Raw genomic sequence first — 11,805 nt, 5'->3', positions numbered from 1 at the left:
GGCATTATCACCCTATCGGCGCGATCCCGCAGGCATCCACCCGCATCACTGCATCCCGCACGCGGCCATGCCCGGGGATGGCCAGATCCGGCGCGATTTCGGCCAGCGGCACCAGCACGAAGGCACGCTCGTGCATGTAGGGGTGCGGCACCTGCAGGCCGGGCTGGTCGAGCACCTGCGCGCCATACAGCAGCAGGTCCAGGTCCAGCGCGCGCGGCCCCCAGTGCACCGCCGGATCGCGCACGCGACCAAAGCGCTGCTCCAGCGCCAGCATCGCCTGCAGCAGTTCATCGGCTGCCAGTGACGTTTCGACCGCGGCCACTGCGTTGACGAACGGTGGCTGGTCTTGATTGCCCCAGGCCGGCGTTGCGTACAGGCGCGAGGCCTGCAGCACGCGGGTCCCGGGCAGGCCGTCCAGCGCAGTGATCGCCGCGCCGACAGTCGTGGCCGCATCGCCGAGGTTGGCGCCGAGGCCGATCCACGCTGGCGTCATTGCTTATTCGCCAGCTGCACCGGCCGAGGCCCCCGGGCGGCGACGACGACGGCGACGCTTGCGCGGTGCTCCGTTCTCGTCATCGCCCTCGTCGCTGTGCATCGCGTCCAGCGACGATTCCAGCTCGCGGCCGGACTGGGCCTGTGCCTCGCGCCAGAATTCAACATCGGCAGCGTGCTCGGCCGAGGCCACCTGGCGCAGGCTGAGGAAGTCGAACGCGGCGCGGAAGCGCGGATGGGTGAGCGTGCGGAACACGCGCTTGCGCTGGCGCGAGCTGAAACGCGACTGCAGCAGCCAGATTTCCTGCATCGGCAGCGAGAAGCGGCGCGGCAGCGCGATGGTGCTCAACTGCTGCACGGTGACGCGGTCGGCGGCACGACGCTGCGCCTCTTCCGGCGCCACGCCCTGCTTGAGCAGGGTCGCCTGGGCGCGGCAGAACGCCGGCCACAGCAGCAGCGCGAACAGGAACGCCGGCGAGACCGGCTCGTCGTTGGCCACGCGGGCATCGGTATTGGCCAGGCCCTCGACCAGCATGCGGCGCAGCGCGCCGGTGCGGTTGGACTTCAACGCCCTGGCGCTTTCCGGGAACAGCACGTCGAGCAGACCGTAGCGCTCCAGGCCTTCGAAGCTGGCCACGCCGTGCCCGGACAGGAACAGCTTCAGCACTTCCTCGAACAGGCGTGCCGGCGCGGCTTCGTTGAGCAGGCCAGCCAGCTGCGGGATCGGCGCGGCGGTGCCCTCTTCGATCTGGAAGCCGAGCTTGGCCGCCAGGCGCACGGCGCGCAGCATGCGCACCGGGTCTTCCTGGTAGCGCTGTACCGGGTCGCCGATGAGCTTCATCAGGCGCGCCTGCACGTCTTCGAAGCCACCGGTGTAGTCACGCACCGAGAAGTCCTCGATGGCGTAGTACAGGGCGTTGCAGGTGAAGTCGCGGCGGACGGCGTCGTCTTCGATGGTGCCGTACACGTTGTCGCGCACAAGCATGCCGTTTTCCATCTCGCGGTCGCCACTACCGTCATCGCTGTTGGCGCGGAAGGTGGCGACTTCGATGATCTCGCGGCCGAACACAACGTGGGCGAGGCGGAAACGGCGGCCGATCAGGCGGCAGTTGCGGAACAGCTGCTTGACCTGTTCGGGCGTGGCGTCGGTGGCCACGTCGAAATCCTTGGGTTGGCCATTGACCAGCAGGTCGCGCACCGCGCCGCCGACAAGGTAGGCGCCGAAGCCGGCATCGCGCAGGCGATAAAGCACGCGCAGGGCGTTCGGGCTGATGTCCTTGCGGGAGATCGTGTGCTGGTCGCGCGGGATGACGCGCAGGCTGAACGGTGATGTAGCAGAGGAAATGATGTTGGCGCTTCCGGTTGAAGTTTCGGGATTGCCCAATGGCATCGAGGTGCATATACTAGCGCTCCTGCCTCGGCAGCGACACAGTTACGCTCCCTTCGTCTAGTGGTTAGGACGTGGCCCTCTCAAGGCTAAAACAGGGGTTCGAGTCCCCTAGGGAGCGCCAGTCGCCGCAGCAGGAACCGAAAAAGCCCGCCTTGTGCGGGCTTTTCTGTTTTCCGGGATTGCAGTGGTTGCGGTCGGGTTGGTCGCTTTGGCGCCCCCCTGCAATCGGCTTGAGCCGGTGGGGTCACCCAGGGCAGGACACGCCGTAAACCCATCCATGGGGGCTCGATGGCGCCATCCATGGCGCCAACGGTCCTGCCCTGGGTGACCCCACCGGCTCTGGACGGTTTCCCGCGAGCTGCGGCAACAACCGACCAGCGCTTCGCCGCATCCGCACGCACCATGAACTGTCAGGAGGGGGCAGGCCGCCCTCTCACACTCTGGACAAGCAGGCGCCAACGGAACGCAACCGAAGCCAGTCGCCGTCAGCCTTCCATCTGCTCCAGCTCCTTGCCCTTGGTCTCGCGCACGTAGCGGACCACGAAGAAGATCGAGAGGATGGCCGCCACCGTGTAGATGCCATAGGCGCCGGCCAGGCCGATGCCGGCCAGCAGCATCGGGAAGGTCACGGTGATCGCGAAATTCGACGTCCACTGCGCCGCACCGGCAACAGCCAACGCCGGGCCGCGGATCTGGTTGGGGAACATCTCGCCCAGCATCACCCACATCACCGGGCCCCAGGACATGTTGAAGAACACCACGTAGACGTTGGCCGCGACCAGCGCCAGCCGGCCCATGCCGTCGGACAACTGCAGTCGACCGTCGGCCAGGCTTCCACTGGCGAACGCGACCACCATCAACACCAGCGCCACCGACATGCCGACCGAGCCGATCCACAGCAGCGGCTTGCGCCCGATGCGGTCGATCAACAGCACCGTCAGCAGGCAAGCACCGATGCTCAGCCCACCGGACAGCACGTTGATCAGCAGTGCGTCGCTTTCCGAGAAGCCCACCGCCTGCCACAGCACCGCGCCGTAATAGAACACCACATTGATGCCGACCAGCTGCTGGAACATGGCCAGACCGATGCCCACCCACAGGATCGGCCGCAGCTTGCCGCTGACCGTGTCGCGCAGGTCGGCAAAGCGCGGCTTGTGCTGGTCCTGGGCCAGGCTGGCTTCGATCTCGGCCTGCTTGGCCGCCGCTGCGGCCTCGCCGTACAGCCGCGCGAGCACCGCCCTCGCCTGCTGCTGGCGCCCCTTCAGGACCAGGAAGCGCGGGCTTTCCGGAATCACCAGCAACAACAGCAGGAACAGCCCCGACGGCAGCGCCTGCATCCAGAACATCCAGCGCCAGGCCTCATGACCCAGCCACAACGGCTCGGTCGACGCCCCGGCGGCGCGGGCCAGCAGGTAGTTGCTGAGGAACGCCGCGAACAGGCCGCAGATGATCGCCATCTGCTGCACGGTGGCCAGGCGCCCGCGATAGCGCGCCGACGCCACCTCGGCGATGTAGGCCGGCGACATCACGCTGGCCGCCCCTACTGCAAAGCCGCCCAGCACGCGGGCCGCGATGAACAGCCACGAGGCGTGGGCTGCGCCGGCGCCCAGCGCCGAGACCAGGAACATCAGCGCCGACACGATCAGGACGCCGCGGCGTCCCAGGCGGTCGCCCAGCCAGCCGGCCAGGAACGCACCGATCGCGCAGCCCAGCAGCATCGAGGCGACTTCGAAACCGAGCGCCGCCTCGCTGGAGTTGAAGGCCTGGCGCAGGCCATCGACGGTGCCATTGATGACACCACTGTCGAAGCCGAACAGGAATCCACCGAGCGTGGCCACGCAGCTGATCAGGACGATGAATGCAGTGTTCTCACCGCCATGGGGTGCGATGCTGGGCTTGGCTGGCGACATTGACGATCCTGCTGGGAAGGGGGCCGGCCACCCGACGCAGCCGGCTGACCCGCAGCGTCGCACAGGCCCCGCCCTGCCGCCAATGACTGCCACGGTCGCGCCTGCCAGACGCCCGATTTCCGCCCCGCGCCGACACCGGGGGCCAACCTGTTCTAGAATTGGCGGGTTCAGGAATCGATCCACCCCCAGCCCATGCCCTTTGTCGTCACCGAAAACTGCATCAAGTGCAAACACACCGATTGCGTGGAAGTGTGCCCCGTGGATTGCTTCCACGAAGGCCCGAACTTCCTGGTGATCGACCCGGATGAGTGCATCGACTGCACCCTCTGCGAGCCGGAGTGCCCGGTCAATGCGATCTTCCCGGAGGACGATGTCCCCGTCGGCCAGGAAGGCTTCGTCGCCCTCAACGCCGAGCTGGCGAAGGAGTGGCCGGTGCTGACCGTGCGCAAGGACCCGCCCGCCGACGCCGGCGAATGGGATGGCAAGCCGGACAAGCTGAAGCTGCTGGAGCGCTGAGAAGCGCCCACGGCGGCAACGAAAAGGGCGCCCACGGGCGCCCTTTTCTGTTTTCCGGTGAACGCCAACCGCAAGACCCGGCATGCCAGCCTTGCGATCCGGCATGCCAACCTCGCGATACGGCATGCCAACCTTGCGATCCGGTAGGTGCCAACCTTGGTTGGCACAGAAGCGCCGACCAAGGTCAGCCTCTACCAGAGGCAGCCCTTACTGGGCCAGCTTCGCCTTCAGCGCAGCGATCAGCTTCACCGGCGCTTCGGCGGTGGCCGGCAGGCCACGCGGGTCGACCGCGGAGATGTAGGCGCCGGCATCGACGGCGACCACGCGGACCAGGAAGTTGCTGCCTTCGTAGGCCACGTCATACGAGCCGAGCAGCTGGGCGCGGCTGGCGATGGTCACGCCCTCCACGCCTTCCAGCGCGGTACCGACCTTGGCGAAGGCTTCATCCTTGCCACCGGCGATGGTGAAACCGGTATTGCCAACGGCCGGAGCCGCAGCCGCCGGCGCTGCCGGCTTGGTGGCCGACACCAGCGCCGGCACCTTGTTGTCACCGGTGGTGGCCGGCAGGTTGAGGTCCGGCGGCACTTCCAGCGGACGCATTTCCGGGGCCAGGGCATAGTCGCCCTTGACGCCACGCTTGAAGCAGCCGGTGGTGCCGGCGGCAACGGCCACCGCAAGCAGGGCGTAGGACAGCACGCGGACAGTGGAAACGGATTGACGCATGTGAATCTCCTGGGTCAGACCAAGACGAAAGGTCAGTGGCTGGAAAGGGCTTCAAGGGCGGCGATGTCGCCGGCAAGATGGTCGGCGGCCGCGTGGTGCGGCGCCGACAGCGGCAGCAGCGGCAGGCGCAGGTCATGGCCGATGCCGATGCGGCGCAGCAGCGCCTTGACCGGAATCGGGTTCGGTTCAACACCGCAGAAATCATGGAACGGCTGCAGGCGCGCATCCCAGGACTCGGTGGCTTCGTGGTCATGGGCGGCGGCCAGCTCGCACATGCGGCGGTAGGCGCCGGGCAGCACGTTGGAGCCGACCGAGATCAGGCCGTCGATACCGGCCCGGATCGAACGCGCGGCCGTACCGTCGTCGCCGCTGAGCACGGCGAACTGCGGGCTGCGCAGTGCGAGCAGCGCCTGCACCCGGCCGGTGTCGCCCACCGCCTCCTTGATGCCGACGATGTTGGGGTGGCTGGCCAGTTCGGCCACGGTCTCCGGCTGCATGTCGCAACCGGTACGGCCGGGCACGTTGTACAGCACGATCGGCAACCCGCCCTGGTCGGCGACCGCACGATAATGGGCAATCAGGCCGGCCTGGGTCGGCCTCACGTAAGGCGGGGTGACCACCAGTGCATGGCTGGCGCCAAGCGCGGCCGCACGACGGGTCTGATCGATGGTTTTGGCGGTACCGGACAGGCCGGTGCCGGCCATGACCGGGATGCGGCCGCCAATGCGTTCGACCGCGCTGGCCAGCAGCAGGTCGTACTCGGCATCGGTGAGGGTTGCCGCTTCGCCGGTCGAGCCGGCAACGACAACGCCATGGACGCCACCTTCCAGTTGCAGGTGCAGCAGACGCTGCCAACCGTCGGGATCGAGAGCGCCGTCGGCCCGGAACGGGGTCGCCAGCGCGGTGATGAGGCCGGAAAGGGACAAGGACGTGCTGCTCTTGGCTGGAAAGGGAAAACGCCCGCCACGAAAGGCCGGGGGCGACCTGAATGTTACTTGCGGCGCGAAAGCGCGGGCAAGTATGCTGGACACCGGTGGATCCCCGCCTCTGGCGGGCATTCAGACTAACGCATGCATTACCCGGAATCGCCTTGACCGACACCACCCCGCGCCCCGCGCCGAGCGAAAACCACCTCCTGATCAACGCCTATACGACGCATCCGGAGTCCCCCCTGCTGTCCGTCACCCGCCGCATCGCCGACAGCGGCTGCAATCTGGTGGACGCACGCCTGGCCACGGTCGGCCGCGATGTCTCGGTCACCGCCCTGGCCACCGGCTCCTGGGACTCGGTGGCCAAGCTGGAGGCGATGCTGACCCGGCTGGAGCGGGAGGAAGGCCTGAAGCTGGTCTGGTACCGCACCGCGGCCAAGCAGGCGCAGTCCAACCTGCTGCCGTACATTGTCGAAGTGATCGCCGCCGACAAGCCGGGCATCCTGTTCCAGCTGGCCGATTTCTTCGACCGCCAGGGCATCACCATCGAGAACCTGCAGAGCACGCGCTACCGCGCCATGCAGACCGGTGCGGAAATGTTCAGTGCACAGGTCACCATCGGCGTGCCGGCCAACATGCACATCGCCGCGCTGCGCGACGATTTCCTTGAGTTCTGCGACCACCTGAACCTGGACGCGATCATGGACCCGATGAAATTCTGATTGGGAGTGCGGATTTTTCGCGCGCCTCTCACGGGCGCGTGGCGTTTCATGCAATTGTCGTAGAAACAACCCAGGCTCGACAGAAGGACCTCATGAACAACGGCGATACCCTGGACAGCACCACCCTCTCCCTGCCGCTGGCGCTGTCCGGTGGCGACCAGGCCACTCTCGGCGACTATGCCGGCCAGTGGCTGGTGCTGTACTTCTACCCCAAGGACAGCACTCCCGGCTGCACCACCGAAGGCATCGACTTCAACGCCCTGCTGCCGAAGTTCAAGAAGGCCGGCGCGGTCGTGCTCGGCGTCTCTCGCGACTCGGTGAAGTCGCACGACAACTTCTGTGCCAGGCAGGGCTTCAACTTCCCGCTGGTCAGCGATGGCGACGAAGCGCTGTGCACCGCCTTCGACGTGATCAGGATGAAGAACATGTACGGCAAGCAGGTACGTGGCATCGAACGCAGCACCTTCCTGATTTCCCCCGACAGCCGCATCGTGCAGTCCTGGCGCAAGGTCAAGGTTGCCGGCCATGCCGATGCCGTTCTCGCCGAACTGAAGGCCTCCCAGTCCAAGTGAGTCCCACTGCCTACTGTGTCTGCCATCACCCTGCCCCGCAGCAGGCCGTGGTGGTTTTTCCCTGTCCGTAACCAGGAATCGACGATGACCCGAGGCAAGCGCATCTACGTGCTGGATACCAACGTGCTGATGCACGATCCGACCGCGCTGTTCAAATTCGAGGAGCACGACATCTACCTGCCCATGCAGGTGATCGAGGAGCTGGACAACGGCAAGAAGGGCACCTCCGAAGCGAGCCGCAACGCCCGCCAGGTGAGCCGCTTCCTCAACGAGCTGGTGCAGGAATCCGGCCTGGACAACCTGGCCGACGGCATTCCGCTGCAGCGCCCCAACGGCCTGCAGCTGCGCGGCAAGCAGAGCGCCGGCAAGCTGCGCTTCCAGACCAGCCACTTCGACGCGGGCAAGAGCTTTGGAAAGGTCATTCCCGACAATGCCATCCTTGGCGCGATCCTGGCGCTGAAGGAAGAAACGCCGGACCTGCCGGTGGTGTTCGTTTCCAAGGACATCAACCTGCGAATCAAGGCCGCCATCGCCGGCATCGTGTCCGAGGACTACGAAAACGACCGCGCGCTGGACGATTTCAGCCTGCTCTACACCGGCGCCACCGAGCTGCCGGAAGACTTCTGGAAGCGCCACGGCGACGACCTGCGCAGCTGGAGCGACAAGGGCCGCAGCCATTACGAAATCCAGGCGCAGGACGGCGAGGAGTGGTACCCGAACCAGTACGTCTACCTGCCCGGCGAAGACGAAGTCGAACTGCGCGTCAGCCGCGTGGTCGGCGACGGCAAGGTAGTGCTGTCGCTGGTCGATGATTTCCGCCACGGCAGCCACGCCGTCTGGGGTATCAGTGCGCGCAACCGCGAGCAGAACTTCGCGCTCAACGCACTGATGGATCCGGAGATCGACTTCGTCACCCTGCTGGGCACCGCCGGTACCGGCAAGACCCTGCTGGCACTGGCCGCCGGCCTGGCGCAGACGATGGACCAGCAGCGCTACCGCGAGATCATCATGACCCGCGCCACGGTCAGCGTCGGCGAGGACATCGGTTTCCTGCCGGGCACCGAGGAGGAGAAGATGACGCCGTGGATGGGCGCGCTGACCGACAACCTGGAAGTGCTCACGCACAACCAGGAAGGCGGCACCTGGGGCCGCCAGGCCACCAACGACCTGCTGGCCAGCCGCATCAAGATCCGCTCGATGAACTTCATGCGCGGCCGTACCTTCCTGTCGCGCTACCTGATCCTGGACGAGGCGCAGAACCTCACCCCGAAGCAGATGAAGACGCTGATCACCCGTGCCGGCCCCGGCACCAAGATCGTCTGCCTGGGCAACGTCGAGCAGATCGACACCCCGTACCTGACCGAGACCACCTCGGGCCTGACCTACGCGGTGGATCGTTTCAAGAACTGGCCGCATAGCGCGCACATCACGCTGCGCCGAGGCGAACGCTCGCGCCTGGCCGATTACGCTTCGGAGGTGTTGTGAACCGCTGCACCCGCCTGCTGCTGCCCACGGCTGCGATCACCCTCGCAGCCGTGCTCGGCGCCTGCACCACCACGCGTGGCCCGGCCAGTGTGCCGACCGGTGAGCGCACCGGCCAGTCCTGGGTGGTCACCCGCCCGATCATCGCCGCGCAGGTGCTCGACACCTGTTCGCGCGCCAGCCCCGGCCGCGAGCCCGGGCGGGTCAGCGGCTACTGGGCCCCCAGCCGGCAGCAGATCGATCAGCTGGAGGCACAGCTGTCGTCGCTGGAGGCACAGGTACCGAAGGTGCTGGACTTCGACCGCCAGTACGTCGGCATCGAAAGCGCCGGCAAGCGGCTGATCTACGTCAACGCCTTCCACCTGCCCGACGACAGTGGCATCAATCCGGCCCGTGAAGCGATCCGCGTCTGCGATGGCGGCGCGCAGTTCTGGGGCGCGGTGTTCGACCCGGCCAGCAACACCTTCAGCGAGCTGCAGTTCAACGGCGGCTTCGGCGGGCCCTGAGGGGCCCCGCCGATGGGAATACGCCTGCCCACCTGGGTCTGGATCGGCGCGGTCGCGCTCTCGTGCGTGGCCGGCATGGTCAACGTGGTCGGCTTCCTCGGTTTCGAGCACCAGGCGGTCAGCCACATGACCGGCAGTACCAGCCAGTTGGGCATGGCGCTGGCGCAGGGGGACTGGCGCGCCGTCGGGCACCTGTGGGGGCTGTTGATCGCGTTCTCGCTGGGCGCGATGCTCAGCGGCCTGCTGATCCAGGACAGCACCCTGCAGCTGGGCCGGCGCTACGGCGTGGCGCTGGCACTGGAATCGGCGCTGCTGCTGGTCGCCATTCCACTGTTCGAACAGCACCAGATCTGGGGCGCGCTGGCCGCCGCCATGGCCTGCGGCCTGCAGAACGCGATGGCCACCACCTTCAGTGGCGCGGTGGTGCGCACCACCCACCTCAGCGGCATGTTCACCGACCTCGGCATCGGCCTGGGCCACCTGCTGCGTGGGCTGCCGTTGCAGCTGCGACGGCTGACCCTCAGCGGCCTGATCATCAGCGGCTTCCTCGCCGGCGGCATCATCGGCGCCTGGTTGTTCATGCGCTGGCAGTACGACGCCCTGCTCGCCCCGGCCCTGCTGACCGGCCTGACCGGGCTGGGTTATGTGCTGTACCAGCAGTGGGCGCGTTGGCGGCATTGAATCAAGGACATCCACGCATGGCGTGGATCTACCTTCCCCTCCGGGACCACGGCACAATCAACTGATGAGCCCGACCACTCCCGTTTCCGCCCTCACCATCGCCGGCTCCGACTCCGGCGGTGGCGCCGGCATCCAGGCCGACCTGAAGGCCTTCGCCGCGCACCGCGTGCATGGCCTCTCGGCGATCGCTGCACTGACCGCGCAGAACACCCGCGGCGTCATCGCCGTGCACGTGCCACCCATCGAGTTCCTGCGCGCGCAGCTGGATGCCTGCTTCGACGACTTCGACATCCACGCGGTGAAGCTGGGGATGCTGGCCAACGCCGAAGTGATCCATGCCGTCGCCGAAGCGTTGGAGCGCCACCGCCCACCACATGTGGTGCTGGACCCGGTGATGGTCGCCACCAGTGGGGCACGCCTGCTGGAAGACAGCGCATTGCAGGCCATGCGTGAGCGCCTGATCCCGCTGGCCACGCTGATCACCCCCAATACGCCGGAAGCGGAACTACTGGTCGGCCGGAAGATCAGCAACGGTGAAGACGCAGAACAGGCCGCCTCCGCCCTGCTCGACCTGGGGGCCGGTGCGGTGCTGCTGAAAGGTGGCCACCTGCATGAAGGCAACCGCGTGATCGACCGCTACTTCGACGGCGTGAGCAGCGAAGAGTTCATCCATGCCCGCCTGCCGCTGGACGCACATGGCACCGGCTGCACGCTGGCCTCGGCCATCGCCGCGCAGTTGTGCAACGGCTTGAGCCTGGCCAATGCCTGCGAAGCCGGTATCGACTACGTTGCACGCGGCCTGCAGCAGGGCTATGCCCCCGGCCGCAGCGAGGTGCTGGTGCTGGATCACTTCGGCGCGGCACCACACGCATGAGCCTCACACCCGGCGTCCTTGCCGTGCAGTGCGCTGATGGCCATCGCTACGAAGTGATCGCCTGCGTGCCCGCACAGCCCATCGCACGCCTGCTGTGGCTGCCGGCACTGGGCGTGGCGGCGCGCCACTACCTGCCACTGGCTTTGGCGCTGGCGGCGAAGGGCGTGGCGGTGTACCTGCACGAGTGGCGCGGCAACGGCAGCAGTTCGCTGCGCCCATCGCGCACGCAGGACTGGGGCTATCGCGAGGTACTCGAACAGGATCTGCCGACCAGCCAGGCCGTCCTGGCCGCAGCGGATGACGAAGGCGGCGCCCTGCCCTGGATCATCGGCGGCCATAGCCTGGGCGGGCAGCTGGCCTGCGTGCATGCCGGCCGCAACCCGCAGCACTTCAACCGGCTGTGGCTGGGCGCCAGCGGCTCACCGTTCTGGCGCGGATTCCCACCACCGCGTGGCTGGCTGCTGCCGCTGGTCTACCGCTTCCTGCCGTGGATCGCACAGCACCAGGGCGTGCTGCATGGCCGTCGCCTCGGCTTCGGTGGCACCGAAGCGCGCGGGCTGATCGCCGACTGGGCGCGCGTCGGCCTGAACAACCATTACGCCGCCGTCGGCATGGACGAAGACCTCGATGCGCAGATGGCGCGTGTGCATGGCAGCGCACAGGCGGTGCTGATGGAGCACGACTGGTTGGCCCCCACCGGATCGATGCAGACGCTGCTGGCGAAGCTGCCGAATGTGGACGCGCAGCTGCGCGTGCTGTCCGCGCAGGAACTGGGCACGCGCGCCGATCATTTCGCGTGGCTGAAGGCCCCTGATGCCGTGGCTGACAGCTTTTTCATTCAGTTGGATGAAAATTTTCACAAAACTGTTGACGGTACGCGCCGACATCCGCATAATTCCGCTCCTGTCGCAGGGCGCCCGTAGCTCAGTTGGATAGAGTACCTGGCTACGAACCAGGCGGTCGGGAGTTCGAATCTCTCCGGGCGCACCACTCGACAGGTTTCCAGCA

Annotated in this window: 13 protein-coding genes and 2 tRNA genes; 10 read left to right on the top strand and 5 right to left on the bottom strand. The window is 66.9% G+C overall.

Translation table 11 applies throughout. The features are described 5' to 3' along the window. Positions 1 to 7: 7 nt before the first annotated feature. Complete coding sequence (gene folK, locus AC5P99_RS07825; RefSeq protein ID WP_088437119.1) at positions 8 to 493, bottom strand: 2-amino-4-hydroxy-6-hydroxymethyldihydropteridine diphosphokinase; 486 nt, start codon at positions 491 to 493, stop codon at positions 8 to 10. A gap of 3 nt (positions 494 to 496) precedes the next feature. After that, positions 497 to 1,876: a polynucleotide adenylyltransferase PcnB gene (pcnB, locus tag AC5P99_RS07820; protein ID WP_099605433.1), complete on the bottom strand. Its 1,380-nt coding sequence runs from the start codon at positions 1,874 to 1,876 to the stop codon at positions 497 to 499. A 52-nt stretch (positions 1,877 to 1,928) separates the two neighbouring features. Between pcnB and AC5P99_RS07815 the strand changes: the two genes are divergently transcribed. Beyond that, a tRNA-Glu gene (locus AC5P99_RS07815) sits at positions 1,929 to 2,003 on the top strand. 364 nt (positions 2,004 to 2,367) lie between these two features. Here AC5P99_RS07815 and AC5P99_RS07810 read toward each other — a convergent pair. Further along, positions 2,368 to 3,792: a sugar porter family MFS transporter gene (locus AC5P99_RS07810; protein WP_088437120.1), complete on the bottom strand. Its 1,425-nt coding sequence runs from the start codon at positions 3,790 to 3,792 to the stop codon at positions 2,368 to 2,370. Between the two features lie 192 nt (positions 3,793 to 3,984). Between AC5P99_RS07810 and fdxA the strand changes: the two genes are divergently transcribed. After that, a complete protein-coding gene (gene fdxA, locus AC5P99_RS07805; RefSeq protein ID WP_123958416.1) occupies positions 3,985 to 4,308 on the top strand; it encodes a ferredoxin FdxA in 324 nt (107 codons plus the stop codon). Positions 4,309 to 4,515: 207 nt separating this feature from the next. On the opposite strand, the gene AC5P99_RS07800 is transcribed toward fdxA, so the two are convergent. Continuing rightward, the gene (locus tag AC5P99_RS07800) at positions 4,516 to 5,031 is read right to left on the bottom strand and encodes a hypothetical protein (protein WP_005409053.1); all 516 of its coding nucleotides are present in this window, start codon (positions 5,029 to 5,031) and stop codon (positions 4,516 to 4,518) included. A gap of 32 nt (positions 5,032 to 5,063) precedes the next feature. Then, the gene (dapA, locus tag AC5P99_RS07795; RefSeq protein ID WP_049451027.1) at positions 5,064 to 5,957 is read right to left on the bottom strand and encodes a 4-hydroxy-tetrahydrodipicolinate synthase; all 894 of its coding nucleotides are present in this window, start codon (positions 5,955 to 5,957) and stop codon (positions 5,064 to 5,066) included. A 164-nt stretch (positions 5,958 to 6,121) separates the two neighbouring features. Here dapA and AC5P99_RS07790 point away from each other — a divergent pair, with 164 nt between their 5' ends. The 8 genes from AC5P99_RS07790 (at position 6,122) to AC5P99_RS07755 (ending at position 11,787) form a co-directional block, all read left to right on the top strand. Next, the gene (locus AC5P99_RS07790) at positions 6,122 to 6,682 is read left to right on the top strand and encodes a glycine cleavage system transcriptional repressor (RefSeq protein WP_005409051.1); all 561 of its coding nucleotides are present in this window, start codon (positions 6,122 to 6,124) and stop codon (positions 6,680 to 6,682) included. Between the two features lie 92 nt (positions 6,683 to 6,774). After that, positions 6,775 to 7,254: a peroxiredoxin gene (locus AC5P99_RS07785; protein ID WP_049451024.1), complete on the top strand. Its 480-nt coding sequence runs from the start codon at positions 6,775 to 6,777 to the stop codon at positions 7,252 to 7,254. An 84-nt stretch (positions 7,255 to 7,338) separates the two neighbouring features. Next, the gene (locus AC5P99_RS07780) at positions 7,339 to 8,739 is read left to right on the top strand and encodes a PhoH family protein (protein ID WP_005409049.1); all 1,401 of its coding nucleotides are present in this window, start codon (positions 7,339 to 7,341) and stop codon (positions 8,737 to 8,739) included. After that, complete coding sequence (locus AC5P99_RS07775; RefSeq protein WP_123958415.1) at positions 8,736 to 9,242, top strand: hypothetical protein; 507 nt, start codon at positions 8,736 to 8,738, stop codon at positions 9,240 to 9,242. Before AC5P99_RS07780 ends, AC5P99_RS07775 begins: the two co-directional genes overlap by 4 nt. Before the next feature lie 12 nt (positions 9,243 to 9,254). Then, positions 9,255 to 9,923 carry a YoaK family protein gene (locus AC5P99_RS07770; RefSeq protein ID WP_123958414.1) on the top strand — a complete coding sequence of 223 codons (669 nt, stop codon included), beginning with the start codon at positions 9,255 to 9,257 and terminating at the stop codon, positions 9,921 to 9,923. Positions 9,924 to 9,987: 64 nt separating this feature from the next. Beyond that, positions 9,988 to 10,797, top strand: a complete 810-nt coding sequence (gene thiD, locus AC5P99_RS07765) for a bifunctional hydroxymethylpyrimidine kinase/phosphomethylpyrimidine kinase (protein ID WP_049451020.1) — start codon at positions 9,988 to 9,990, stop codon at positions 10,795 to 10,797. Then, entirely contained in the window at positions 10,794 to 11,720 is a 927-nt protein-coding gene (locus tag AC5P99_RS07760) for an alpha/beta hydrolase family protein (protein ID WP_149500924.1), read from the top strand. The genes thiD and AC5P99_RS07760 overlap by 4 nt, the downstream gene beginning before the upstream one ends. Then, positions 11,711 to 11,787: transfer RNA gene (locus AC5P99_RS07755), tRNA-Arg, on the top strand. The genes AC5P99_RS07760 and AC5P99_RS07755 overlap by 10 nt, the downstream gene beginning before the upstream one ends. Positions 11,788 to 11,805: the final 18 nt, after the last annotated feature.

The organism is Stenotrophomonas sp. YJH_SMC_80, from assembly GCF_059372495.1.
Note: the sequence above shows the minus strand (reverse complement) of the source record. Positions and strands in the feature narration are given on the sequence as shown.

Coding starts and splice junctions, on each gene's coding strand:
- folK (WP_088437119.1), bottom strand. CDS start 493: ATGACGCCAGCGTGGATCGGCCTCGGCGCCAACCTCGGCGATGCGGCC.
- AC5P99_RS07810 (WP_088437120.1), bottom strand. CDS start 3,792: ATGTCGCCAGCCAAGCCCAGCATCGCACCCCATGGCGGTGAGAACACT.
- fdxA (WP_123958416.1), top strand. CDS start 3,985: ATGCCCTTTGTCGTCACCGAAAACTGCATCAAGTGCAAACACACCGAT.
- AC5P99_RS07800 (WP_005409053.1), bottom strand. CDS start 5,031: ATGCGTCAATCCGTTTCCACTGTCCGCGTGCTGTCCTACGCCCTGCTT.
- AC5P99_RS07785 (WP_049451024.1), top strand. CDS start 6,775: ATGAACAACGGCGATACCCTGGACAGCACCACCCTCTCCCTGCCGCTG.
- AC5P99_RS07780 (WP_005409049.1), top strand. CDS start 7,339: ATGACCCGAGGCAAGCGCATCTACGTGCTGGATACCAACGTGCTGATG.
- AC5P99_RS07770 (WP_123958414.1), top strand. CDS start 9,255: ATGGGAATACGCCTGCCCACCTGGGTCTGGATCGGCGCGGTCGCGCTC.
- thiD (WP_049451020.1), top strand. CDS start 9,988: ATGAGCCCGACCACTCCCGTTTCCGCCCTCACCATCGCCGGCTCCGAC.
- AC5P99_RS07760 (WP_149500924.1), top strand. CDS start 10,794: ATGAGCCTCACACCCGGCGTCCTTGCCGTGCAGTGCGCTGATGGCCAT.